23 protein-coding genes and 1 riboswitch are annotated in these 23161 nt (G+C 64.2%); of the genes, 15 read left to right on the forward strand and 8 right to left on the reverse strand.

Annotated elements, in window-relative coordinates; all coding sequences use genetic code 11:
• The first annotated feature begins 32 nt into the window (after positions 1 to 32).
• A complete protein-coding gene (locus HMPREF1316_RS00710) occupies positions 33 to 1046 on the forward strand; it encodes an enoyl-CoA hydratase/isomerase family protein (protein ID WP_021725029.1) in 1014 nt (337 codons plus the stop codon).
• 97 nt (positions 1047 to 1143) lie between these two features.
• Positions 1144 to 2067: a LysR family transcriptional regulator gene (locus HMPREF1316_RS12935; protein WP_021724995.1), complete on the forward strand. Its 924-nt coding sequence runs from the start codon at positions 1144 to 1146 to the stop codon at positions 2065 to 2067.
• 13 nt (positions 2068 to 2080) lie between these two features.
• Here HMPREF1316_RS12935 and HMPREF1316_RS00720 read toward each other — a convergent pair whose 3' ends face one another.
• A complete protein-coding gene (locus HMPREF1316_RS00720) occupies positions 2081 to 3259 on the reverse strand; it encodes a phosphoribosylaminoimidazolecarboxamide formyltransferase (RefSeq protein ID WP_021724947.1) in 1179 nt (392 codons plus the stop codon).
• 136 nt (positions 3260 to 3395) lie between these two features.
• Positions 3396 to 4073, reverse strand: coding sequence for an IMP cyclohydrolase (locus tag HMPREF1316_RS00725; RefSeq protein WP_021724964.1), 678 nt, complete (start codon positions 4071 to 4073; stop codon positions 3396 to 3398).
• A gap of 58 nt (positions 4074 to 4131) precedes the next feature.
• Positions 4132 to 4215: riboswitch (ZMP/ZTP riboswitch) on the reverse strand.
• A gap of 296 nt (positions 4216 to 4511) precedes the next feature.
• Here HMPREF1316_RS00725 and HMPREF1316_RS15125 point away from each other — a divergent pair.
• The 8 genes from HMPREF1316_RS15125 (at position 4512) to HMPREF1316_RS12940 (ending at position 13000) form a co-directional block, all read left to right on the forward strand.
• Positions 4512 to 4685, forward strand: coding sequence for a hypothetical protein (locus HMPREF1316_RS15125; protein WP_462937973.1), 174 nt, complete (start codon positions 4512 to 4514; stop codon positions 4683 to 4685).
• Positions 4686 to 5016: 331 nt separating this feature from the next.
• Complete coding sequence (argC, locus tag HMPREF1316_RS00735) at positions 5017 to 6099, forward strand: N-acetyl-gamma-glutamyl-phosphate reductase (RefSeq protein ID WP_040650715.1); 1083 nt, start codon at positions 5017 to 5019, stop codon at positions 6097 to 6099.
• A gap of 18 nt (positions 6100 to 6117) precedes the next feature.
• On the forward strand, positions 6118 to 7407 hold the full coding sequence (gene argJ, locus HMPREF1316_RS00740; protein ID WP_021724965.1) for a bifunctional glutamate N-acetyltransferase/amino-acid acetyltransferase ArgJ: 1290 nt from the start codon (positions 6118 to 6120) through the stop codon (positions 7405 to 7407).
• A 45-nt stretch (positions 7408 to 7452) separates the two neighbouring features.
• Positions 7453 to 8352: an acetylglutamate kinase gene (gene argB, locus HMPREF1316_RS00745; protein ID WP_021724970.1), complete on the forward strand. Its 900-nt coding sequence runs from the start codon at positions 7453 to 7455 to the stop codon at positions 8350 to 8352.
• Positions 8353 to 8354: 2 nt separating this feature from the next.
• Positions 8355 to 9611 (forward strand): aspartate aminotransferase family protein, encoded by a 1257-nt coding sequence (locus tag HMPREF1316_RS00750; RefSeq protein WP_021724957.1) that lies wholly within the window; start codon positions 8355 to 8357, stop codon positions 9609 to 9611.
• 254 nt (positions 9612 to 9865) lie between these two features.
• Complete coding sequence (locus HMPREF1316_RS00755; protein ID WP_021725005.1) at positions 9866 to 11008, forward strand: CobW family GTP-binding protein; 1143 nt, start codon at positions 9866 to 9868, stop codon at positions 11006 to 11008.
• Positions 11009 to 11119: 111 nt separating this feature from the next.
• A complete protein-coding gene (locus HMPREF1316_RS00760; RefSeq protein ID WP_021724942.1) occupies positions 11120 to 11539 on the forward strand; it encodes a peptide deformylase in 420 nt (139 codons plus the stop codon).
• 99 nt (positions 11540 to 11638) lie between these two features.
• Complete coding sequence (locus tag HMPREF1316_RS12940; RefSeq protein WP_021724972.1) at positions 11639 to 13000, forward strand: alpha/beta hydrolase-fold protein; 1362 nt, start codon at positions 11639 to 11641, stop codon at positions 12998 to 13000.
• Between the two features lie 44 nt (positions 13001 to 13044).
• On the opposite strand, the gene HMPREF1316_RS00770 is transcribed toward HMPREF1316_RS12940, so the two are convergent.
• Positions 13045 to 13659, reverse strand: a complete 615-nt coding sequence (locus HMPREF1316_RS00770) for a hypothetical protein (RefSeq protein ID WP_021724933.1) — start codon at positions 13657 to 13659, stop codon at positions 13045 to 13047.
• Between the two features lie 116 nt (positions 13660 to 13775).
• Between HMPREF1316_RS00770 and HMPREF1316_RS00775 the strand changes: the two genes are divergently transcribed.
• Positions 13776 to 15065: a glutamate-5-semialdehyde dehydrogenase gene (locus HMPREF1316_RS00775; RefSeq protein WP_021724986.1), complete on the forward strand. Its 1290-nt coding sequence runs from the start codon at positions 13776 to 13778 to the stop codon at positions 15063 to 15065.
• A 25-nt stretch (positions 15066 to 15090) separates the two neighbouring features.
• Here the strand turns inward: HMPREF1316_RS00775 and HMPREF1316_RS12945 are convergent, their stop codons facing one another.
• The 3 genes from HMPREF1316_RS12945 to HMPREF1316_RS00790 form a co-directional block, all read right to left on the reverse strand.
• Positions 15091 to 15963: a putative ABC transporter permease gene (locus HMPREF1316_RS12945; protein ID WP_021725017.1), complete on the reverse strand. Its 873-nt coding sequence runs from the start codon at positions 15961 to 15963 to the stop codon at positions 15091 to 15093.
• A complete protein-coding gene (locus tag HMPREF1316_RS00785) occupies positions 15932 to 16405 on the reverse strand; it encodes an HD domain-containing protein (RefSeq protein WP_021724936.1) in 474 nt (157 codons plus the stop codon). Before HMPREF1316_RS00785 ends, HMPREF1316_RS12945 begins: the two co-directional genes overlap by 32 nt.
• Positions 16406 to 16502: 97 nt before the next feature.
• On the reverse strand, positions 16503 to 17711 hold the full coding sequence (locus HMPREF1316_RS00790) for an NADP-dependent isocitrate dehydrogenase (protein ID WP_021725007.1): 1209 nt from the start codon (positions 17709 to 17711) through the stop codon (positions 16503 to 16505).
• A gap of 310 nt (positions 17712 to 18021) precedes the next feature.
• Between HMPREF1316_RS00790 and pfkB the strand changes: the two genes are divergently transcribed.
• The gene (gene pfkB / locus HMPREF1316_RS00795; RefSeq protein ID WP_021724938.1) at positions 18022 to 18951 is read left to right on the forward strand and encodes a 1-phosphofructokinase; all 930 of its coding nucleotides are present in this window, start codon (positions 18022 to 18024) and stop codon (positions 18949 to 18951) included.
• A gap of 340 nt (positions 18952 to 19291) precedes the next feature.
• On the opposite strand, the gene HMPREF1316_RS00800 is transcribed toward pfkB, so the two are convergent.
• Both HMPREF1316_RS00800 and trmB read right to left on the reverse strand, forming a co-directional pair.
• Positions 19292 to 20311: an alpha/beta hydrolase gene (locus HMPREF1316_RS00800; RefSeq protein ID WP_021725003.1), complete on the reverse strand. Its 1020-nt coding sequence runs from the start codon at positions 20309 to 20311 to the stop codon at positions 19292 to 19294.
• A gap of 77 nt (positions 20312 to 20388) precedes the next feature.
• Entirely contained in the window at positions 20389 to 21300 is a 912-nt protein-coding gene (gene trmB / locus HMPREF1316_RS00805; protein ID WP_051332854.1) for a tRNA (guanine(46)-N(7))-methyltransferase TrmB, read from the reverse strand.
• A gap of 274 nt (positions 21301 to 21574) precedes the next feature.
• On the opposite strand from trmB, the gene HMPREF1316_RS14935 reads away from it, so the two are divergent.
• The 3 genes from HMPREF1316_RS14935 to mtnK are packed head-to-tail and all read left to right on the forward strand — an operon-like array spanning position 21575 to position 23140.
• Positions 21575 to 21667 carry a hypothetical protein gene (locus HMPREF1316_RS14935; RefSeq protein WP_332248140.1) on the forward strand — a complete coding sequence of 31 codons (93 nt, stop codon included), beginning with the start codon at positions 21575 to 21577 and terminating at the stop codon, positions 21665 to 21667.
• Complete coding sequence (locus tag HMPREF1316_RS13520) at positions 21664 to 21942, forward strand: hypothetical protein (RefSeq protein ID WP_021724967.1); 279 nt, start codon at positions 21664 to 21666, stop codon at positions 21940 to 21942. Before HMPREF1316_RS14935 ends, HMPREF1316_RS13520 begins: the two co-directional genes overlap by 4 nt.
• Positions 21917 to 23140 (forward strand): S-methyl-5-thioribose kinase, encoded by a 1224-nt coding sequence (gene mtnK, locus HMPREF1316_RS00810; RefSeq protein WP_021724937.1) that lies wholly within the window; start codon positions 21917 to 21919, stop codon positions 23138 to 23140. Before HMPREF1316_RS13520 ends, mtnK begins: the two co-directional genes overlap by 26 nt.
• Positions 23141 to 23161 lie beyond the last annotated feature (21 nt).

The raw sequence follows: 23161 nt of genomic DNA on the forward strand, positions 1-23161 counted from the left end.
TCAGGCACAGACAAACAGAAAGAAGGCAGGTCATGGGTAAGCCACTAGCAGACTATGTCAAGCTCCCACAGCTTGAGGAGTACAAAGAGTGGTTCAAGGACTTCGCGGACCTCTATCGGGAAGATGGCATCCTCCAGGTCACGTGGAAGACCAACGACGGACCGATGTACCATTCCGGCATGAGCCATCGCGCCTGCAGCCAGCTTACGCGCGTGCTCTCCCTCGACTGGAAGAACGAAATCATCATCTTCACCCACATCGGCGACAATTGGATGACCGAGAGCGACCCCAACGGCTGGGACACGTATGCCGAGCTGCCCACCCAGCGCTTCCAGCATCAGTACTTCGATGATACCAATCTCATCAAGAACATGGTGTTCGACCTCGACGTGCCTACCATCGGTGCGATTCCCGGCCCTGGCTTCCACTGGGACTCCGCAATGCTCTGCGACATCACCATCGCTTCGGATGACACGTGGATGGAGGTTCCCCACGCCCACGGTGGGCTTGTTCCTGGCGACGGCATGGGACTCATGGCCCAGCACTTCTTCGGCACCAAGCGTGGCAACTACTACGCCATGACCGCTCGTCAGTGGACTGCCCAGCAGATGCTGGACTGGGGCATGGTGTCCGAAGTCGTCAAGAAAGGCACGGTCATGGACCGCGCGTGGGAAATCGCACGCATGCTCAAGACCATGCCCTACGAGAATCGCACCATCATGTCCAACCTCGCGAAGCGCCCCCTCAAGAAGCTCTTCGTCGAGGACCTCAAGCTGCATACGGTGTCTGAACAATATGCCTCCCTGCTGCGTATCGCTGCAGGTGACCTGGGCGACACTAACGCCGGTCAGCAGGACGAGAAGTACATCAGCCAGACCAACGACTGGCGCTACTGCCATGACTGGATGCAGCAGCCTCCCACTCGTGAGAGCTGGGACGGGTTCCGCACCAAGCCGTTCGAGTGGGCAAAGGGGGTCGAGGAGGGCAAGGAGACCAACCCCTTCACACCGAAGCCGACCGAGCCATACAGGCCCAAGAAGGCATAGGATGATACAGCTCGCCTGATCTCTGGGAGAGGGCTTCGCATCCCCCTCTCCTCGCGCTGCTCTCGGGGCCAAGTCCATCACGGCTATTGAGGGACATATGGAAATCAGACAATTGCGCTACTTCGTGGCGGTCGCGGAGATGCAAAGCTTCACCAAGGCGGCCAAGATGCTCTTCGTCTCCCAGTCCGCGCTCTCTCAGCAGCTGGGCAAGCTCGAGGACGATATCGGCCTGCGCCTGGTGGACAGGACGACGCGTGCCGTGAGCCTGACGGATGCCGGGAGGGAGGTCCTGCCTTCCGTCCGTCACATCCTGCGCGAGGTGGACCATCTCGCCTCCATCGATGAGTCCTCCAGCGACCTCCTGCTGGGCGAGCCACACGAGATTCGGGTTGGCTTCGACCTTCGCGGCATGTACAACCGCGATCTGCGCCATACGGTCACCGACTCCCTCTTCGAGCTGCGCGTGCTGGCACCAGATCTGCACGTGAGCTTTGCGACGTTGAACTACGAGAACCTCGTCAGCGAGTTGGAGGACGGGCGTGTGGATTTGGGCTTCTTCCTTCATCAGGACAAGCGGCTGCATGGTGGTGATGCGCTTGAAGTACGGAACCTCGGCCAGGACGAGATGGTCATCGCAATCCGCTCGACGGGGGACGTCGGGGAAGGTCCCAACGCGGCCAGGGATGTCTTGAGAGAGCACGGCGTCTGTCTGCTCGACCGCGAGAGCATGGGTTCCTACCAGTCGATGAAAATCTTCCAGGAGCTCGGCGTCGAGCCGAGGTTCTATTTCGCCTCGAATCGCGAGAGTATGCTAATGCTGCTTGATAGCGGAGAATATGCGAGCGTGCTGCCTCGCGGGGTCATACTGGGACACGACCGTAGCAACGTTCACGCCATCAGGCTCGGTATGGCCGACGCGCTATTGTACTGGCTTGCCGCCTGGCGCAAAGATGATGACAGTCACATCATTGACATCATCCTTGATGCCATCTCGTGCCGAGAGGGCCTGTTCCTCGCGTAGCCCCACCGCGCCCCTAGTGATGGAACAGCCTCATGCCGGTGAAGGCCATGGCCATGCCGTACCTGTCGGCCGTCTCGATGACGTTGTCGTCGCGGATGGAGCCGCCTGGCTCCACGATGTAGGAGACGCCGCTCTTGTGGGCGCGCTCCACGTTGTCACCGAAGGGGAAGAACGCGTCTGACCCCAGCGTCACACCGGTCTGCGTGGCGATCCAGGCGGCCTTCTCCTCGCAGGTGAGCACCTCGGGGCGTACGGCGAACCACTTCTGCCATTCGCCCTCGGCCAGCACGTCGTCATGCTCGTCAGAGAGGTAGACGTCGATGGCGTTGTCGCGGTTGGCGCGGTGGATGCCCTCCACAAACTCGAGGCCCAGCACCTTGGGATGCTGGCGCAGCCACCAGGTGTCGGCCTTGCTGCCGGCGAGGCGGGTGCAGTGCACGCGGCTCTGCTGGCCGGCGCCCACGCCGATGGCCTGGCCGTCCTTCACATAGCAGACGGAGTTGGACTGCGTGTACTTGAGCGTGATGAGCGAGACGATCATATCGACCTGCGCGGCCTCGGGAATCTCCTTGTTTGTGGTCACGATGTTGGTGAGCAGCGCGCGATCTATCTTGAAGTCATTGTGCCCCTGCTCGAAGGTGATGCCAAAGACATCCTTCTGCTCGATGGGTGCGCATTGGTAGGTGGGGTCGATCTGCACCACGTTGTATCTGCCGCCCTTCTTGGAGCGCAGGATCTCGAGCGCCTCGTCGGTGTAGGCGGGGGCGATGACGCCATCGGAGACCTCGTGCTTGAGGTATTGGGCCGTTCTTGCGTCGCAGGTGTCGGAGAGGGCCGCCCAGTCGCCGTAGGAGCTCATGCGGTCGGCGCCGCGAGCGCGGATGTAGGCGCAGGCGATGGGGGAGAGCTCGCCCTCGTCGTCCACGAAGTAGATCTTCCTGTCCGTCTCGGAGAGGGGGAGTCCCACGGCGGCGCCGGCGGGCGAGACATGCTTGAAGCTTGCCGCGGCAGGCATGCCCGTGGCCTCCTTGAGCTCGCGCACGAGCTGCCACGAGTTGAGGGCGTCGAGGAAGTTGATGTAGCCTGGCTTGCCGGAGAGCACGGTGACGGGGAGGTTCGAGCCGTCCCTCATAAAGATGCGGGAGGGCTTCTGGTTGGGGTTGCAGCCGTACTTGAGTTCCAGCTCGTTCATGGGGGATCCTTTCGGGGGGTGCGTCACATCCTCAGTGCTCAGACATCCTCGCGCACAATGCGCGCCGCGGAACTGCGCCTGAGGATGTGACGCACCCCCGCATGAGGTAAAGATGAGAAAGAACCTATGCCATCGCCTAGTCCCCCAGGTTCTTGTTGAAGAGGGTGACGTGGCCGCCCACATTGACATATAGGGAGACCTTGTTGTCCGCATCGAGCGCGCTCCAGACGTCATGGGGGTCCTCGGGCAGAGTGACCTCGATGGGCTCGCCTGCAAAGCTGGGCAAGGGGCTGCCATCCCCCTGATAGGTGCTGATGAGATAGCCCGTTCCCGCATCTGCGTCCTCGTAGGCAAAGAACTCGCGCAGACAGCGGTTGGAGGCGCCGTCGCTCACGTCGTTGCCTGCCTGGCGCTTGAGGATGGAGAGTGCGAACGAGCCCTCCCTGTGCAGGACGGCGGAGATGCGCGGGGTGAAGTTGGGGCTGTCAGGCTCGTACGTGCGGGCCATGCAGCCAGCATGGAAGCTGCCCTTCTCCACGATGGTGTCGGTCTGGTCGCCATTGGTGACCACGAGGCTGTCCCCCATGGTGCGCACGGGATGGTAGATGACGAGTGTGGGATCCTCGAGCCTGTTGGGGTCATGCGCCTCGGTCTTGATGCCGTCCTCGGTGAGGGTGAAGACGCGGTTGCGACTGTTTATGCTGCGACCCATGATCCAGTAGCATGCGACGCGCTCACCTGTCGCACTCGTACCCACCACGATGCCGCGCCCGGGATAGGGATTGCCCCTCAGAAGCTCACATAGGTCGTGCATGATCGTCCTTCCTGGTGGTCGTATGCCCAAGGAAACAGGTAGGCCCCTCCCTTGCGGAGAGACGTGCCCAGACGGTCGGCGCTCCGTTGCGTGCCACCCCACCGTGGTGCCCCACGAAGCCCCATCAGTCACGGCACGCAACCTGATATGACTGTATCACGTGATGGCGGCCTTGCCACCCTGCGGGTGCCGTGGGAAACGAGATGCACATCAGAGTTCTCCCGCGTCTCGACGCATGCGGCACAGGAGAGCGGGGACGAGGGAGATGTCAGCGTCTACGGAAGAGGGATGTGCCATGGCAGAGCTCAAGGATGTCTACGACTTTCTCAAGCAATCAAGCAGGCAGACACGTATCATCTGGCTACCGTCGCGGGTGACCAGCCGCATGTGTGCCCCTTTGGGACGATTGACCTGTTCGAGGGCGGGTTCTACCTTCACATGGGCAAGGGAAAGGACGTGTTCCAGCAGATTGTGGCCAATCCCACGGTTGAGATCGAGGCGCGCCAGGGAGCCGATTGGCTCCGCGTGAGCAGTGGGCTCACGGTGGATGGTCGCGTGGAGGCAAAGAGGCACATGCTGGACGCCTATCCCAACCTGTGCGGCATTGTATGACGAGCACGATCCCAACGCGGCAGTGCTCTGCTTCAGGCATGGTACGGCCCCGCTTGCCTCACTGGTGCGCATCCCCGGCTGGTCCGTGGCATGGTAGCTCGCGTGCGGGTTTGCGTGTCCATAACCTCTGAGAGCATCTCTCGGCCAATCGTAGGTGAGACATCATAAAGTTTTCCATCTGATGAAACATCGATTCCTGGTGCGCGCGAATGCTCGCCTTGTGGCATGGTAGATGCTGATACAAAAAATTGTGCATAAATAGTGAATAGCATTCGATATATAAGAAAATTGTTCCTCAAACATGAGTTTTCTGCAAGGGGAGATGTCCGGCATGAGTGAGGAAGTCGTCAACATTTGCGTCGTGGGGGCCACGGGCTATGCGGGCGTGGAGGTGGCTCGCCTGGTGCTCGACCATCCCACGCTGCGGCTGGTCATGGTGACGGATCGCAAGATCGCCGGTACGCCCCTTGCCGAGGCGTATCCGTCCCTGAGGGGCATCACGGATCTTGCGTTCTCTCTGCCTGAGCCTGATGCCATCGCGAAGACGGCAGACGTCGCCTTCCTGGCTGTGCCCCATACGGCGTCCCTCTCCCTCACGCCTCAGCTTCTGGCGCGTGGTGTGACGGTCATCGACCTCTCCGCTGACTATCGCCTCAAGGATGCGGCTACCTATGAGGCCTGGTACGGCGTGCCCCACACAAGCCCCTCCCTGCTGGCGGAGGCGGTCTACGGCCTGCCCGAGCTCAATCGGGACAAGCTCACGGACCTTGCCCGGACACGTGCCGCCGGCAGGCCCGTCCTGGTGGCGGCTCCCGGTTGCTATCCCACGGCGACTGCGCTGGCGGCCGCCCCGGCACTTGCGGCGGGACTCACGACCACCTCGCTCGTGATCTCCGATTGCATCTCGGGGGTCTCGGGTGCTGGGCGCGCCCCCTCGGAGCGCACGCACTACTGCCATGCCGCCGAGTCCGTCGAGGCGTATGGCGTAGGCAGGCACCGTCATACGCCCGAGATCGAGCAGACGCTCACGGGCGTGGCGGGCCGTCCGATGGATGTGGTCTTCACGCCGCACCTGGCGCCGCTCACGAGGGGGCTGCTCTCCACGGTGTACCTGGAGGCCGCTTCCGGTGTGACCACTGCGCAGGTTCAGCAGGCCTATGGGGATGCCTATGCCCATGAGGCCCTGGTGACCACCCTGCCTTCCGGCCAGATGCCACGGACGGGCTCGGTCGCCGGATCCGCCCGCGCCCAGGTGGGCGTGGCACTCGACCAGCGACGACGGGGCATGATCGTTGCGTCCTGTGCCATCGACAACCTGGGTAAGGGTGCGGCGAGTCAGGCCGTGCAGTGCGCCAACGTCGTACTGGGCCTCCCCGAGACCTGTGGTCTCGACTTTACCGCCCCCGTACTCTAGCACCCCAAGGAGGTAGCTGTGACTTCCTACCAGCCTTTGGATATTCCCGCATATGGCCACGCGGAGTCCGCCTATGGATTCGCGCCCTGCGATGGTGGCGTGTGTGCCGCCGCGGGCATCAGGGCAGCGGGGTTCTCCGCGGGGTTCCGCCGCAATCCCAACCGCCGCGACCTTGCCCTGGTGGTTGCTGACGAGACCTGCGTATGTGCCGGAACCTTCACCAAGAATCGCTTCTGTGCCGCTCCCGTGCAGGTGTCGCGCGAGCGTGCCGCCGCCGGCCGTGCGCGTGCGGTGGTGCTCAACTCCGGCAACGCCAATGCTGCTACGGGGGATGAGGGGCTCGAGGTGGCCCGTACGTCCGCGCGCCTCGTGGCAGAGGCCGTGGGCTGTTCCGAGGAGGAGGTGCTCGTTGCCTCCACGGGCGTCATCGGCGTGCCCCTGGGCTTGGACAACTTCAGGACGGGCGTTCCTGCCTGCGTAGCACAGCTCGATCGCTCCGCCGCGGCGGCCCACCATGCCGCTCGGGCGGTCATGACCACCGACACCCACTCCAAGCAGGCGGCCGTCGTGGGGCAGCTTCCTGGCAGGGATGGAACGCCTGGCACAACCATCCATGTGGGAGGTTTCTGCAAGGGCTCCGGCATGATACAGCCCAACATGGCAACCATGCTGGCCGTTCTCTCCACCGATGCCTCGCTCACGGCAGCGGCCGCGCATGCCGCCCTGCTCTCGTCGGTCAAGCGCACCTTCAACAAGGTGACGGTGGACTCCGACACCTCCACCAACGACACCTGCGTCCTGCTGGCCACAGGCAGGGCCACCGTCGACCCCATCGACGAGGCGTCTCCCGCCTTCCCGGTGGTCGCCGCTGCCGTGCGGGCGGTGTGCGAGTCGCTGGCCCGCCAGATTGCGGCTGACGGGGAGGGCTCCACCAAGCTCGTGACCGTGGACGTGCTGGGCGCCGCCACGGACGAGGATGCCGATGTCGTGGCGCGCTCCATCGCCAATTCGCCCCTCGTGAAGACGGCCGTCTTTGGTCACGATGCCAACTGGGGCAGGGTCGCCATGGCGGCCGGCAAGTGCGGGGTCGCGTTCGACCAGCGCAGGGTGGACATCGACCTTTTGGGCGTGCCCGTGTGCCGCGGCGGGCTCACGGTACCCATGGACGAGGAGGACATGCTCCGCCGCTTCGAGGCCCCCGAGGTCTCCATCGCCATCGACCTGGGCATGGGCACGTGCCACACGCGCATCTGGACCTGCGACCTCACGCACGACTACGTGACCATCAATGGGGACTATCGCACCTAATGTCCCGGCGCGGGGATGGTGCAACTCCAACGGGAGGGACAGGCTATGGCGATACGCAGGGGACAGCCCTCACGGGCGTCACAGGAGCAGGCGGAGGTGCTCATCGAGGCGCTGCCTTGGATCAATGCGTGGTCGGGCAGCACCTTTGTGGTGAAGTACGGTGGCTCGGCCATGGAGAGGCCCGAGCTGCGGGCCAAGGTCATCGAGGACGTGCTCATGCTCAAGCTCATGGGCGTGCGCGTGGTGCTCGTGCACGGTGGCGGCAAGGCCATCTCTGCACTGAGCGACCAACTCGATCTCAGCGTGCAGTTCAAGGACGGGCTGCGCGTGACCGATGACGCCACCATGGACGTGGTGCAGATGGTGCTCGTGGGCAAGGTGAACGCCCAGCTCGTGGGTGCCATCAACAGCTATGGCAACTACGCCCTGGGCATCACGGGTGCCGATGGCCGCACGCTGATGGCCGCCCAGCAGGACCCCAGCCTGGGCCGGGTGGGCAAGGTGACCGAGGTCAACGTCGACCTCATCGACAAGATCCTGGAGGATGGCTACATCCCCGTACTGGCGGGCGTGGGCTTTGGCGAGGATGGTGGCTCCTACAACGTGAACGCCGACCTCGCAGCGAGTAGGGTCGCCGCTGCCCTCAAGGCCGACAAGCTCTTCTTCCTCACCGACGTCGATGGCCTCTACGCCGACTTCGACGACAGGGACAGCCTCATCGCAGGCATGAGCGTCGCCGAGGCGCGCAAACTCGTGGATGCGGGTACGCTCACGCATGGCATGATCCCCAAGATCGAGAGCGCCATCGACGCCATCGATGCGGGGGTGGGGCAGGTCACCATCCTCAATGGGACCGTGCCCCACTCGATGATCATCGAGACCTTCACCGATGCCGGCATCGGCACCGAGATCTCCGAACACTACGAGGCACCCGAGGAGGACTAGCCATGTACGAGTTTGACAGGCACGCCGAGTTCATCGGTCAGGACGACACCTATCTCATGCATACGTACGGACGCCTGCCCGTGGAGTTCGTCTCGGGCAGGGGTGCCGTGCTCACGGACAGCGAGGGTCGAGAGTACCTGGACTTCCTGGGGGGCATCGGCTCGGTGAGCCTGGGTCACTGCCATCCCGCGCTGGTCGCGGCCGTGCAGGAGCAGGCGGGCAGGCTCTGGCAGGTGGGCAACTACTACTACGTGGAGAATCGCAACGAGCTCGCGCGTGACCTCTCGGATATCCTGAGTGCCACGACAGATGAGGCGGGGCACATCACGGGATCCACGGGGGAGACGTGGAAGACCTTCTTCGCCAACTCCGGGGCCGAGGCCAACGAGGGTGCCATCAAGCTGGCACGCAGGTGGGGTGAGCGCACGCTGGGCGGTGCCACGGGCATCATCACGGCCAAGAAGAGCTTCCATGGCCGCACGCTGGCCACGCTCTCGGCAACCGGTCAGGAGGCCTTCCATCAGAGCTTCTTGCCCCTGCCTGCCGGCTTCGAGGCGGTGCCGCTCAACGATCTGGCGGCGCTTGAGGAGGCCGTCGCACACCCCTCCGACCAGTGCGGCCCCGTGTGCGCGGTCATGCTCGAGTGCGTGCAGGGCGAGGGGGGCGTGTGGCCGGTGACCAAGGAGTACCTGCAGGGCGTCTCCCGGCTGTGCCACGAGAGGGGCCTCGTGCTCGTGGTGGACGAGGTGCAGGCGGGCATCTTCCGCTGCGGTGCGCCCTTTGCCTATCAGCTCTTTGACGTCGTGCCCGATATCGTGAGCATGGCCAAGGGCATTGGCGGTGGCTTCCCCATGGGGGCCTTCGCCGCGCGCGACGAGGTGGCCGCCCTGTTTGGGCCGGGCGACCACGGCTCCACCTTTGGCGGCAACGCCCTGGCGTCCGTCGTGGGGCGCGCGGTCATCGAGACCCTCGTGGGCGAGCATGTGGGCGGGCATGTGATTGCCACCGGTGCACATCTTACCCAGGCCTTGGCAACCCTGCCTCACGTGAGCGAGGTGCGTGGCCGCGGCCTCATGCGGGCAGCCCAGTTTGACGCGCCCATCGCCACCGAGCTGGTGGAACAGGGCCTCTCTGCCGGTCTGGTGCTCAACCACATCGGTGACTCCATCCTGCGCTTCCTGCCGCCACTGGTGGTGACCGACGAGCAGGTGGATGCCATGGCCAGCCGCCTGCGCGGGCTCATCGAGGGGTTGGCCTAGGTTCATGCGCCCCTTGCCGGGATGGGGCCGCGTGCCTGCATGGCCGCGATCCCCTTTGCATAGATGAACCACCTGTATGAATGGCGGTACATGGCGAGTGCGTTCAAAGTGTACATTTCTGTCATCTTGCGTGATGTTTGCCCAGGATCGCAATTCTGGAAGTTACGCATGCGTACAGTTTGGGGGCTACCCGTCAGGTGCGGAGAGCATAGACTCACCCGGAGTATCAGGTGCCAGACATTCGGAGGACCTCCATGCCCCACAAGCGACTCGTCAAGGTCATCCTGCTCACCGGTTACCTCGGTGCGGGCAAGACCACGCTGCTCAACCATATCCTCGCCAACGACGAGGGCATCCATGCCGCCGTCATCGTCAACGACATCGGCGAGGTCAACGTGGACGCCACCCTCATCGCCGATGGGGGCCTGTCCGAGACGGACGACCTCATCCCCATGACCAACGGCTGCATCTGCTGCACGCTGTCAAGCGACCTCACCGACCAGCTGCAGTCCATCGCCGACTCCGGTACGTTCGACTACATCATCATCGAGGCATCGGGCATCTGCGAGCCCATCCCCATCGCCTATACCATCAGCGCCTTCTGCGACCAGGAGCGGGCGGGTGGCCAGGCGCCGCTTGCGCTCGACAACATCGTGGCGGTGGTGGACTGCAAGCGCATGTACGACGAGTTCAATGGTGGCCATGCGCTCTTGGGCGACGACATCGACGAGGACGACATCGAGAACCTGCTCATCCAGCAGATCGAGTTCTGCTCCACGCTCATCCTCAACAAGTGCGACCTCGTGAGCCCCAACCAGATCGCCGAGCTCAAGGCCCTCATCCGCAGCCTGCAGAGGGATGCCGTCATCGTGGAGGCCGAGCGCGGGGAGATCCCGATGGGCGAGCTGCTCGACACGGGACGCTTCGACTTCGACAGGGCATACAATTCGGCGGCGTGGATGGATGCCATGGAGCATCCCGAGGAGCATGATGACCCCGAGGTGCTGGAGTACGACATCACCACATTCGTGTACGAGCGCCGCCACCCCTTTGACGTCGACGCCTTCGCCGCCTACGTCAAGACCTGGCCCGACAGCGTCATTCGCGCCAAGGGCATGCTGTGGGCCAACCAGGATCCGGACATGTGCTACGTGTTCGAGACGGCTGGGCGCCAGGCAAACATGCAGGCGAATGGCCTCTTCGTGGCCTCGGCTCCCGAGGACGAGATGCGGCGGATCGTCGAGGCCAACCCCGAGGTGCTCAAGGACTGGGATCCCGTGCTGGGCGACCGCATGACCAAGCTATGCTTCATTGGCAGGCACATGGATCGCGCGGCGTTGGAGCGAGGCCTGGACGAGTGCCTGGTGGCGTGGGATCCGGGGCGTGCCCGCGCCTAGCGTGAGGGATCCCTCGGCCGGGGCGTGCCGACTTGGTATACACTGCCTGAAGTCGTGTCGGAGGGCGCGGGAGGGACTCTCGGCGTCCGCACTCATGAATGGAAGCCGTCTGTGATCAGGGAACTCTGCAAGGACGAGAAGGTGCTCTCCATCCGCTGCGAGAGGGCAATGCCGGAGGATGCGCCCATTGCGCAGGATCTCATTGACACCATCGAGTCCATCGAGGACGGTGCCTGTCTGGCGGCCAACCAGATTGGTGTCACCAAGCAGGTTGTGGCCTACCTGGACGAGGATAAGGGGCCTCACGTGCTCTACAACCCCCGCGTGGTGATGGGCCTGGGCGCCCAGCGCGTGGAGGAGGGCTGCCTCACGCGTGACGGGACCTCCAAGGTCACGCGCTACGCCAAGGTGAAGGTGACCTTCGATGACCTTGTGGATGGTGCCTTCAAGCGGCGCACCTACGACTTCGAGGGCTGGACGGCGCAGATGGTCCAGCATATGGTCGACCACTGCCAGGGCAAGCTGGTGTAGCGAGGCGCCCGCGGCGCCAACGGCGGGGAGTCCGGCACGAGCGCGCGGACAAGGAATAGAATCAGGGCAGCCACTGCTGGCGCGATGAAGGAGGACCCTATGCTTGTCAAGGACTACACCCTGCATGGTGAGGGAGCCAACCGCGACTTTGACCTGGTGGTGTATGGCTCCAAGGGTCAGCCGGTGATCGCCTTCCCCGAGGCCGATGCCTCATGCGTGTGCTGGGAGAACAACGGCATGGTCGCGGCGCTCGCCGACCTCATCGAGGCCGGCACCATCCAGCTCTTCTGCGTCGACTCCCTCGATGACGAGAGCTGGCATGCGACGGGGGCGCTCGACGAGTATCGCCGTCAGAACCTTGCCGATTGGTTCGACTTCATAGAGCATGAGCTGCTTGCCTTCGTGGGCACGACGTCCACCTCTCGTAGGAGGCCCCTTCTCGTGGGGGCGGGCATGGGTGCCATGAACGTTACGGTCGCCCTGCTACGCAAGCCCGCCGCCTACGCGGGGCTGCTTGCCCTTTCCGGGACCTATGACGTCCGCGCCTTGGTGGGCGACTGGGCGGTGCCTGAGTGGCTTGCCTTCTCGCCGGTGGACCTTGTCGCCAACCTCGATCCCGCATCCGATGTCGTCAAGGCGCTCAAGGACGGCCAGCTTGCCTTCGTAAGTGGCCAGGAAGGCAGCGAGACGGGGGCGTGGAGCCAGAGCCTCCTTGAGGAGCGCATGGCTGCGCTTGGCATAGACGCCACCTTCGAGCTGTGGGGCTACGACGTGAGTCACGACTGGTGCTGGTGGCAGGAGATGTGCCGCCAGCTCCTGCCGTGCCTGCTCAAGCGCAATGGCCTCGAGCAGCGCAGGCTCACGGCGCGGGTCTCCCGCGCCGAGGTCGAGGCCCAGCACGCCGAGGAGGTGCTGGCCGCGCGCGAGGCGGAGCTTGCGGTCGTCGAGGCTTCCCTCAGCCAGACCAAGGGCGAGGTAAAGGTCACCGCTGCCCGTCAGGAGGCGGAGGAGCACGTGGTGCTCGAGCACGAAAGGGAGCTCAAGCGCCTTGCCGACCTCGCCACCGAGGCGTGGGCCGAGCGCGATCGCATCGCCCAGCTCCTCGCCCATGCCAACGATGCGGGCAACGAGGCACAGGCCAAGGCTGATGCTGCCGCCGAGGCGCTCTCCGAGGCCGAGTGGATTGCCGGCGAGGCCAAGGGGGCCGCCGAACGTGCCGCGGCCGAACATGCTGCCGCGAAGGAACGGGTGAGGGAGGCTCGCACGGCGGCCCAGGCCGCCAAGAAGGCCAAGGCCGCTGCCGACAAAGCCTTGGTGGACGTGCAGGCGGAGCTCAAGGCCAAGAAGGAGGCACACACGGCGGCCAAGCCAAAGGCTCGCAAGGCGTCCGCCAAGGCCACGAAGAAGCCCACGGCGAAGAAGATGGCTGCCAAGCGGTCTGCCGATGCGCCCGCCACGTAGGGCCACATCACCGGAAAGGGGCACAGGCCATTCGGATGCCGCGCCTATGCCTCCACGTCGTAGCGCACGGCATACTGCGTGAAGATGCGATCGAAGAAGTAGGTGACGCCAAACGTGGCGTAGATGCGGTGGAGCGGCCCGCCCTCGATGGCGTGCTGTCCCAGTTGAAAGACCTCGTCAAAGGTCCGTCTCGTCCCCTCGTCCTCGCTGGCCGTGACCACCACCTTGTGGGCGCCGCTGCGTGCGATGACGTCGTGCTGGCGCTGGGCGAAGGCATTGGACGTGGTGACCACGACCAGAAGGTCGCCCGCACCGAGCGCCCTGATGCCATTGATGTCCGGGGAGTTCTCGCTCACCATGCGAACGAATCGGCTCTCGGCGTGCATGGCCTGCTGGAACTCCCTCAGGGAGAGCGTGGATGCCTCGGTGGCAAAGAGCACCACGTGGGATGCATCGTGCAGCATGCTCACGAGCCGCGCCACCTGGTCGGTGAGGAGCACCCTGTCGATCTGCGTGTAGATGGCATCGAGGTCCGCATGGAGGTTGCGGTGCTGACTGCGCTCGGCGCGCACATAGGCAAGGTAGTGCGCACGGAGTTCCTGCTGCTCCTCCTTGCTCAGGACGCGGTTCTGGGTGATGGAAAAGCCGATCTCGCTCATGGAGGCCTCCTTGTGCGGTGCCGTGTTGCACCTTGTCGCCGATCCCATTGTAGGAGTTGTGCACCTGTCGCAGCGAGGCTATCCTGAGGAAGAGTCGCACGTGAGAAAGGTATGGTATGGCCACGCAACCCATCCGTGACGTCGCCGCCCGCATGAGGCTCGAGAGTCCCGCCATGGCGGCCTCTCCCGTCGAGACGCGCAATGCCGCGCTTGTCCGCATCAAGCAGGCGCTCCTGGCCTCCCAGGACGACGTCTTTGCCGCCAATGCCCATGACCTCGAGCGTGCCCGGCGGGGCGCTGTCGCCCCCGCCGTCATCAAACGCCTGCGCTTCGGTGAGCACAAGCTGGCGGACGTGGTCGCTGGGCTTGACAGCCTGAGGGGGCTGCCCGATCCGCTCGGGCGCACGCTGCTCTCCCGTGAGCTGGACGAGGGTCTCACGCTCACGCGCGTGAGCTGTCCCATCGGCGTGATCGGCGTCATGTTCGAGGCGCGGCCCGACGCGCTCGTGCAGATTGCCTCGCTCTGCATCAAGAGCGGCAACGTGGCCATCCTCAAGGGCGGATCCGAGACGGCCGAGACCAACCGTGTGATCTTCGGCCTCGTGCATGCGGCGGCGGTCGGGGCGGGCCTCCCCGCAAGCTGTCTCTTCCAGGCCGAGGCCCACAGCGAGATCGACGAGCTGCTCGCTTGCTATGGCCTCGTTGACCTGCTCATCCCACGCGGCTCCAACGCCTTCGTGCGCCACATCATGGACAACACCAAGATTCCCGTGATGGGCCATGCCGATGGCATCTGCCACATCTACGTGGATGCGGCAGCGGACGTGGAGCGTGCCGTGCCCCTGTGCGTGGACGCCAAGTGCCAATACACCGCGGCCTGCAACGCGGTGGAGACCCTCCTCGTGCATGCCGACGCTGCCGAGCGCTTCCTGCCCGCCCTCGCCGCGGCCTACGATGCGGCGGGCGTGGAGATGCGCGGCGACGAGCGCACGCGAGCCCTCATCCCCTGCGCGCCCGCCACGAGCGAGGACTGGGACAGCGAGTACCTGGCGCCCATCATCTCCATCAAGGTGGTGGACTCGCTGGACGAGGCCATCGCCCACATCAACCGTCATGGCTCCCATCACACGGACGCCATCCTCACCGAGGACGCGGTGGCGGCCGGGCGCTTCATGGATCTGGTGGATTCCGCCGGCGTGTACCAGAACGCCTCCACGCGCTTTGCCGACGGCTTCCGCTACGGCTTTGGCGCCGAGGTGGGCATCTCCACGAGCAAGCTGCATGCGCGTGGTCCCGTGGGGCTGGATGGTCTCGTGACCTACAAGTACAGGCTGCGCGGCCATGGCCAAGTCGTGGGCGACTATGCCGAGGGCAGACGTCAGTTCCACTTCAGGGACCTGGCGTAGGGACGCCGCGGCCCCACGTGCGGGACTATCGGGTCAGGCGCTCGCGCACCTCCTCGAGGAGCCTGCGGTAGTCGGAGAGGCGTGCCTGCGGGAACGCCCGCAGCACGCGCCGTTCCTGGTCGCTCAGCATCCCGGCGAACGTCCTGGCGAGCTCGTCAAGCGAGGGCAGGCTGGGCCATCTGGCTGCCTCGCGCAGGCTGGGGAGCGGGGAGAGCTGCCGTGTGGTGGCGTGCACCCGGGCGGCGGCGCCCTCCACATAGGCGCGGATGCGTCCCCTGATCAGCTCGTCCATGTCCGGCGTGGTGAGCGCGGGCAGGCCCTCGCGCAGGCTCGCCAGTCTTAGCAGGCTCTCCTCGCGCAGGTAGTCCATCTTCTGGCGCAGCCCCGCCATGCCCGTCACGGTGATGGCGGCATCCGTGGCAAAGAGGGCCAGGCTTGCCGCGCCCACCAGCTTGAGCAGGGGATGCGGCAGGCCCTCGAGGGCGTCCAGCAGGTATGGGTTGACCAGCACCACGGCCACGCAGCAGGCACCGAACTCGGCGAAGCCGCCGATCCAGACGCGCCCGTTGATGTTGAGGGGCTTGTCGGAGTAGTCCCACCAGCGCGCATGGTAGGCGCGCTCCATGGCCCAGGACGTCACGTACTCCAGCCCGCAGCTCGCGAGGCCACCAGCACAGAACACCATTCCCAACCTGTCCAGCCCGGAGAGCCCGAGGGCCGCGATCATGGCCCCACAGCCGTAGATGGGGATGTAGGGCCCGTTGAGGAAGCCACGATTGATGGGGCGACCGACGTGGAGGGAGCAGTAGGTGCTCTCGATGACCCAGCCGCACATGCTGTAGGCAAGGAAGAGCAGCCAGAGGAGGTCAGGCTGCGTCAGAGGGCTGCCGTCCGGCACGGCGTGCGTCCCCTCTCCCACGAAGGCGCCGCACGAGGCCCCGCGCCGTCTCGCGGGTGGCGACGTACTTGTCCGCCATGCAGAGCAGCCAGGCCTCGCGACAGGTGGGTGGCACCGGCGTGAGCGGGAACATGTGGCGCAGGATCATGTTCCCCTCGATGGCCGTGAGGGCAAAGTCGCGTCGCGCGTTCTCATAGGCGGTGCGAGGATGCCTGAAGCCATGCAGGCGGTGCGCGGGGTCGCTCTCATGCCAGTCGTAGAGGAAGTAGTCGTGCAGGAGCGCCCCACGCAGGAGGTCGCGCTCGTGCACGGGGACGCGCAGGCGGCATGCCAGGGAGACGCAGGCGTGCGTGACGGCGACGGAATGCCTGAAGACCGAGGTGGTGCCATGCTGCATGCAGCGACGCTCGATGGCGATGCCCTCGGAGGCGAGGATGTCCATGCAGTGGCGCTCCATCAGGCCTTGGATGGAGCGACCAGCTGCAAGAGGCGTCCTGCGAGGAATTGGCATGGGCGTGGGCCTCCTGTGGCCCTGCGGGCTAGGCCCTCAGGCGCTCCGCGATGGCCAGGATGAACTCCTCGGTGCCCAGCGTCTGGGGGCGGGGGAGCGTGGTGATGCGCGCGAGGTCGCCCGTCATCCGTCCGGCCTCGATCGTGGCGATCGTGGCGGCCTCGAGACGGTCGGCAAAGTCCACGAGCTCGGGCGTCCCGTCCAGCTCGCCGCGCTTGCGGAGCGCTCCCGACCAGGCGAAGATCGTGGCGACGGAGTTGGTGGAGGTTGGCTCGCCCTTGAGGTGGCGGTAGTAGTGGCGCTGCACCGTGCCGTGGGCCGCCTCGTACTCGTAGTAGCCATGGGGTGAGACCAGCACCGACGTCATCATGGCGAGGCTGCCGAAGGCGGAGGAGAGCATGTCGCTCATCACATCGCCATCGTAGTTCTTGCAGGCCCAGATGAAGCCGCCCTCGCTGCGCATGACGCGGGCCACGGCGTCGTCGATGAGGGTGTAGAAGTACTCGATGCCCGCCTGATCGAAGCGTGCCTGGTAGTCCGTTGCATAGACGTCCGCAAAGATGTCCTTGAAGCGGTGGTCGTAGGTCTTGGAGATGGTGTCCTTGGTGGCAAACCAGAGGTCCTGCCCGGTGGAGAGGGCGTACTCGAAGCAGCTGCGCGCGAAGCTCTCGATGGAGGCATCGAGGTTGTGCATGCCCTGGATGACGCCGGGCCCCTCGAAGCGGTGGATGAGCTCGCGGGTCTCGCTGCCGTCCTCGGCCGTGAACACGAGCTCGGCCGTGCCGGCTCTGGGTATGCGCATCTCGCTGTTGCGATACACGTCGCCGTAGGCGTGGCGCGCGATGGTGATGGGCCGCCTCCAGCTGCGTACCTGTGGCTCGATGCCCCTGACCTGGATGGGTGCGCGGAACACGGTGCCGTCGAGCAGGGCGCGGATGGTGCCGTTGGGGCTCTTCCACATCCTCTTGAGGCCGTACTCGCTCACGCGCGCGGCATTGGGCGTGATGGTGGCGCACTTCACGGCCACGCCCAGGCGTCGCGTCGCCTCGGCGGAGTCGATGGTCACCTGGTCATCCGTCTCGTCGCGATGCTTGAGGCCCAGATCGAAGTACTCGGTCCTGAGATCGACGAAGGGGCAGATGAGGTCGTCCTTTATCATCTGCCAGATGATCCGGGTCATCTCGTCGCCGTCCATCTCAACGAGCGCGGTCTTCATCTGGACTTTGGGTTCTGCCATGCATGCCTCCCTGATGATACGTGTACCCCCATGATACTTGAGGAACCCGCCCCCGCCTCATGTGGATACGCCTTGGCAACGAAGGGGGCATCGGCGTCTCAAGCGCCGATGTATGCATAGTGGGGGTCGGCTCTACGAAAGGCGCTCGCCTACAGGGTGCGTTTCCGTCACATTCGACGAGGCAATCCTGGGCAGATGTCGGCGCGCGGAACGCAGGCGTACACCTTGGATTGCCCACCAACGCATGGCTATGCATGCGCGCATTGCTAGAATGGGAGACAGGGTAATCCTCGCGAGGAAGGCAGCTCCCATGATTTACACGGTTACGCTCAACCCGGCACTCGACAAGACGGCAACGGTCGAGAACCTCCGTCTCGACTTCGTCAATCGCATCAGCGAGCTGCGCGTCGATCCAGGTGGCAAGGGCATCAACGTCTCCAAGGTCGTCAAGGAGCTGGGTGGCACCTCGGTTGCCTATGCGCTCCTGGCGGGCAACACGGGTGCGACCATCAAGAACATGCTTGACGAGCTTGGCGTCAGCTGCGAGGTGCTCGAGGTCCCGGGAGAGACGCGCGCCAACCTCAAGATCAAGGATCCCATCAACAAGACGAACACGGATATCAACGAGCCCGGTCCGGAGGTGACGGACGAGCAGCTGAACGGCATGCTTGAGCGGCTCGCCGCCAAGGTTGGCACGGGCGACATCGTGGTGCTCTCGGGCTCGCTGCCGCGCGGTGCCGCCACGGGCACCTACAGGACGTGGGTCACGGCCCTCAAGGCCGCAGGTGCCAGGGTCTACCTGGATGCCGATGGCGACAAGCTCGCGGCAGGCATCGAGGCCAAGCCCGACCTCATCAAGCCCAACGAGATCGAGCTCGGTGCCATGTTCGGCCGCACGCTCGATGCGGACGGGGAGGTCGCGTCCGCCGCCCGCGAGCTCATCGACGGGGGGCTTGATCGCGTGATGGTCTCCATGGGCGGTGCCGGGGCCCTCTATGTGACCAAGGACGTGACGGTGAAGGCCAGTCCCGTGAAGGTGAGGGTGGGCTCCACCGTCGGTGCGGGCGACTCCGTGGTGGCGGCGCTTGCCTATGCGGAGGATACGGGCTTGGGCCTGGAGGAGACCATGAGGCTCGCCATGGCCACGGGCGCCGCCAACGTGATGCAGTCCGGGACGCAGGCCGCCCCGCGCGACCTGATCGACTCCCTCGTGGACAAGGTGCAGGTCACGCAGCTGTAGGTGCCTGAGAGTCCCCACCTGCGGGAGGGGTGGGAATCGATGCCCTGACGGGGCGCCTGCGCCTGGCGCGCGCCGACAAGCCAGGCGGGTCGCCCGGGAGCGACCACAGCCTCGGTGGCGGCCAGCGCGGCAAGCCCTCCGAGGCAGGAGGCCCATGGGCCAATGACTGCGTGACGCACGAGCCCTCATCCAAGGTTTCGAGAGAGGGCTCGTCCCTGCGGAGCACCTCCCGCCGGAAGTCCTGGGGAAGGTCCTGCGGCAGGTGCCCTGCCGCCCCGAGCTCCTAGGAGAGCAGCCGATAGAAGTACAGGCGGTCTTCTGGTGTGATATGCGGCACGGGCTATCGGGTCTCCTGCACGCCGGCGTGGATGATGCTGGCAATCTGCCGGACGGCATTCCGTGCCTCCGGGATGAGGGCAAGCGGCCACTCGTGCGAGAGGCCCTCTCCCGTGACGAGGCGGTGTGTCACGCCGGCCTTCTCCAGCAGCTGGTCCCATGTGGCGCAGTCGGGGTAGAGGATCTCGCGCGCGCCCACAAAGGTGGTCACGTTGCGCAGGACGGAGACGTCACCGTTGATGGGGCTCAGGCGTGGCGAGGAGATGTCGTCCCCGTCGGCCCAGAGGTCCCCTGCCTGTGCCAGTCCCCAGGGGGCCAGCGATGGGTCGCGGTCAAAGTAGTCGCTGATTGCGTCGTTGCGCAGGGAGAGGTCAAGCTCCGGCGAGATCAACACGAGCTGGCCAGGCTGGGGCAGCTGGTAGTGCTTGAGCGCCTCCACGATGCCCGCGGCAAGCCCGCCGCCCGACGAGCTGCCCACCAGGGAGAGATCGTCCGCCCCGTAGCGGTTGACCATACCCTCGTACAAGTCTATGAGCAGCGAGTACGCCTCATCGTAGTCGTGCGCTGGCGCCAGGGGATAGATGGGCACGCACACCTCCGCGCCGCTGAGGCGGCAGAGCCTATCGGCAAAGAGCCAATCGATGGGGCGCATCTGGGTGAGATAGTCACCGCCATGCAGGAAGAGCACGGCCCGCGTGTTCTTGCCGGTGGTTCCCAGGTGGTACGTCCTCATGCCATCGCGCGTCTCCTCGAAGACGAGCGACTTGATGGGCAGCCACGAGGGGATGGCATATTCCTGCTCGTTCCGGACGCGGTTGCGCGCGACGTAGTCCTCGAAGCGCTCCAGGTCGTCACCGAGGAGGTTCTTGCGGGAGCCCGTGGCCCGCCGACCGACCTCCCACAGGCTCGCGACGCCGGTGCGGTGCCATCTGAGACGCGAGAGCGCCTCGAACCCCACTACCGTGCCCGTGGCGATGACCGCAGCGGCTGCGGCTTTGATGAGAGACCTTGTCGACCTGTCCATGGTGCCTCCATTCCCGTGACGCGGTCGCGTCGCACGTATTCCCTCCAGTCTACTCTGAGTGGGGCACGCCAACCTCCTCAACCACCCTGTGGTGGCAGATGGATGTCATGTCGCAGGTCCCTGGCGGGGCGAGCGTCCGCGTGGGGCTGTCCGTGCGTCGCGGCCCTGAGGCGCTGGTTGCGTAGGTTGGTGACGGTGCCCCGCATGCCGTGGGGCACGTAGGTGGCGGCCATGGCATCGAGGTCTGCGGGCAGGTAGTCGACGAGGCTCATCGATCCCCTCTGCCCCACGCAGGCTGGGATGGGAGTGGTCTGGGGCGTGGCCTCCACGGCGTAGACCGTGGCGCCCTGAGCGGAGAGGCGTCTTTCGTACCAGCTCATGACATCGTCCGACCGCTCGGCGCGCGCGTCCTCGCTCTGCCAGAGCACGTCGTAGCCGGCCAGATCGAGCTGGTCGAGCGAGAAGCGCCAGAGCGGATAGCTGTCCGTCTTCAGGAGCAGGCGCGCGTCGGGCGCCAGGAGCCTGCGGTATTCCAGCAGGCGGTCCGCATGCGTGAGGCGCAGGTGAGCCTCCTTGCGCCTAGGGAAGGGCGTCGGGAAGTTGAGGTAGATGCCGTCGAGCTCACCGGGGGCAAAGGCGTCTGAGAGACGGTCCGCCGAGCGCGGTACGAGCACCATGTTGTGAAGATGCCGTCTGACGGCCTTCTCCGCTGCGTAGGCCATGCAGACGGGCTCGAAGTCCACGCCCACGAAGAGGGTCGTGGGGTCGCGCTTGGCCATGTCCGCCGTGAAGCCACCCTTGCCACAGCCCAGGTCAAGCCACAGCCCTTGGTAGGCGTGCGGCCCGTCTTGGCCCTCCCTGAGGGGATGGCAGGCCTCGCGCCAGCGCCCGGCGTAGCTCTGGGGCCGCACCTCGATGGCATCCGCATACCGCTCGAGGCGCTCCTCGAGCACGAAGTGCTTGGGAAGTCTGGTGCGGATTGCATGCATGTGGCCTCCTATCTTCCATTTGTTGCATTTGGGAGCTGAGTATCGAATGCCTCCAGGTGCAATGCAGATCGTGTCGAGAAAGTAGGTGCCCCCAGGTAGGGAAACGGCCACTGCCTCTCGTCGCATCCATTGTCTCGCAACTGCGAACTCTAAGGCGGCGGCCGTTGCCCTACCTGGGGGCACCTACACCAGAGACTCCGATGTGATCCCCACTCCTTGGCAAAGGCAATGGGAATATGGGATCAAACCAATGTAAGTACAGTTTAAAATTGTCATCACGCCAACTGGCGTCGATCGCGAGTGGCTGTCACCCAGCGACTTGGTCGTGATCGACCTTGACGGCCACGTCGTTGAGAATCTCTCGTGACTCAGGCCTACGAGCGAGGCGACGATGCACAGGACATGTCCGAGGCATATCTCAAGGCCCCATACGTGGAAGAGGTGGCACATCTCTATTACAATGCGCTGAGTATTTCGGATGGTACGGAGATGCATGGCCCTTCTCAGGAGGAGCTGGATGCGTGGAGATATCCTTCGGGGGCTATCACAGAGGGGATAGCACATGACGAGGGCAAACTCGGATACAGGGCAAGGGAAGTGGAAAGGGCGAGGCAGGATGTCACGTTTTACCAAGTATTTTGAGATGAGTCCAGATGATGTTGTGGAGTATGCGCTTGAGAAGACACCAGAGATAGGGTGGGATCGCGCATCCATCAAGGCGGTCGTGCCTCCTGAGCATGGAAACCTGAATTACGTCTTCCGCGTGACGGATGACGTCGGTCACTCGCTCTACATTAAGCAGGCTGGGATGGAGACGCGCATCTCGAAGGACATGAAGCCCTCGACTGATAGAAACCGCATCGAATCTGAGATCCTTGAGGTGGAGGGCAAGCTGGCACCTGGCATGGTTCCACACGTATATTTCTATGACACCATCATGTGCGCCTGTGGGCTCGAGGATTGCAGTGACTTCGAAGTCATGAGGGATGCGATGCTCAGGCATGAGACGTTTCCACACTTTGCGGAGGCCATCTCGACGTTCATGGTCGACACGCTTCTGCTGAGTAGTGATGTCGTCATGAACCATCAGGAGAAGAAACGCCTCGTACAGAGGTTCGTCTCTCCAGACTTGTGTGACATTACCGAGAAGCTCGTGCTGATGGAACCATATGGTGACCATGAGGGACGTAACAACGTTTTTCCTCCCAACAGGCAGTTCGTTGAGGAACAGCTTTATGCGGATCAGAGGTTGCATCTGGAGGTCGCGAAACTCAAGTTCAAGTTTATGACAGACGCCCAAGCCCTTCTGCACGGTGACTTGCATACAGGATCGATCTTCATCGCACCAGACGCTATGAAGGTGTTCGATTCGGAATTTGGTACCTATGCACCGATGGGATATGACACGGGCAATGTCGTCGCAAACCTCATTTTTGCCTATGACAATGGACTGGCGACAGAGGATGAGCCATTCTGCACATGGGTACTCGATACCATCGAACAGACGGTCGACAAATTCGTCACAAAGTTCAACAAGAGGTTCGACGAACGTGTGACCGAGCCGATGGCCCAGGTACCTGGCTTCAAGGAATGGTACCTCGAAAGCATACTTGATGATACGGCTGGTTATGCGGGCACAGAACTCCACCGCCGGACCGTGGGCCTTGCCAATGTTGCTGACGTTACAAGCATCAAGGATGAAAAGAGACGCCTATTGGCGGAACGCATCAATATCCTTGCCGGAAAGGACTACATACTGCATCAACGTGCATTTCGCTCGGGCAAGGACTTCGTCGGTGCGGTCAGGCGCGCCGAGGACGCTGCCATGAGGACCCTGTAACAGCCAGTGGGAACGCAAGAG

This window comes from Olsenella profusa F0195 (genome assembly GCF_000468755.1).
In the GTDB taxonomy this organism is placed as follows: domain Bacteria; phylum Actinomycetota; class Coriobacteriia; order Coriobacteriales; family Atopobiaceae; genus Olsenella_F; species Olsenella_F profusa.

Coding starts and splice junctions, on each gene's coding strand:
- HMPREF1316_RS00710 (WP_021725029.1), top strand. CDS start 33: ATGGGTAAGCCACTAGCAGACTATGTCAAGCTCCCACAGCTTGAGGAG.
- HMPREF1316_RS12935 (WP_021724995.1), top strand. CDS start 1,144: ATGGAAATCAGACAATTGCGCTACTTCGTGGCGGTCGCGGAGATGCAA.
- HMPREF1316_RS00720 (WP_021724947.1), bottom strand. CDS start 3,259: ATGAACGAGCTGGAACTCAAGTACGGCTGCAACCCCAACCAGAAGCCC.
- HMPREF1316_RS00725 (WP_021724964.1), bottom strand. CDS start 4,073: ATGCACGACCTATGTGAGCTTCTGAGGGGCAATCCCTATCCCGGGCGC.
- HMPREF1316_RS15125 (WP_462937973.1), top strand. CDS start 4,512: ATGGGCAAGGGAAAGGACGTGTTCCAGCAGATTGTGGCCAATCCCACG.
- argC (WP_040650715.1), top strand. CDS start 5,017: ATGAGTGAGGAAGTCGTCAACATTTGCGTCGTGGGGGCCACGGGCTAT.
- argB (WP_021724970.1), top strand. CDS start 7,453: ATGGCGATACGCAGGGGACAGCCCTCACGGGCGTCACAGGAGCAGGCG.
- HMPREF1316_RS00750 (WP_021724957.1), top strand. CDS start 8,355: ATGTACGAGTTTGACAGGCACGCCGAGTTCATCGGTCAGGACGACACC.
- HMPREF1316_RS00755 (WP_021725005.1), top strand. CDS start 9,866: ATGCCCCACAAGCGACTCGTCAAGGTCATCCTGCTCACCGGTTACCTC.
- HMPREF1316_RS12940 (WP_021724972.1), top strand. CDS start 11,639: ATGCTTGTCAAGGACTACACCCTGCATGGTGAGGGAGCCAACCGCGAC.
- HMPREF1316_RS00770 (WP_021724933.1), bottom strand. CDS start 13,659: ATGAGCGAGATCGGCTTTTCCATCACCCAGAACCGCGTCCTGAGCAAG.
- HMPREF1316_RS00775 (WP_021724986.1), top strand. CDS start 13,776: ATGGCCACGCAACCCATCCGTGACGTCGCCGCCCGCATGAGGCTCGAG.
- HMPREF1316_RS00785 (WP_021724936.1), bottom strand. CDS start 16,405: ATGGACATCCTCGCCTCCGAGGGCATCGCCATCGAGCGTCGCTGCATG.
- HMPREF1316_RS00790 (WP_021725007.1), bottom strand. CDS start 17,711: ATGGCAGAACCCAAAGTCCAGATGAAGACCGCGCTCGTTGAGATGGAC.
- pfkB (WP_021724938.1), top strand. CDS start 18,022: ATGATTTACACGGTTACGCTCAACCCGGCACTCGACAAGACGGCAACG.
- HMPREF1316_RS00800 (WP_021725003.1), bottom strand. CDS start 20,311: ATGGACAGGTCGACAAGGTCTCTCATCAAAGCCGCAGCCGCTGCGGTC.
- trmB (WP_051332854.1), bottom strand. CDS start 21,300: ATGCATGCAATCCGCACCAGACTTCCCAAGCACTTCGTGCTCGAGGAG.
- mtnK (WP_021724937.1), top strand. CDS start 21,917: ATGTCACGTTTTACCAAGTATTTTGAGATGAGTCCAGATGATGTTGTG.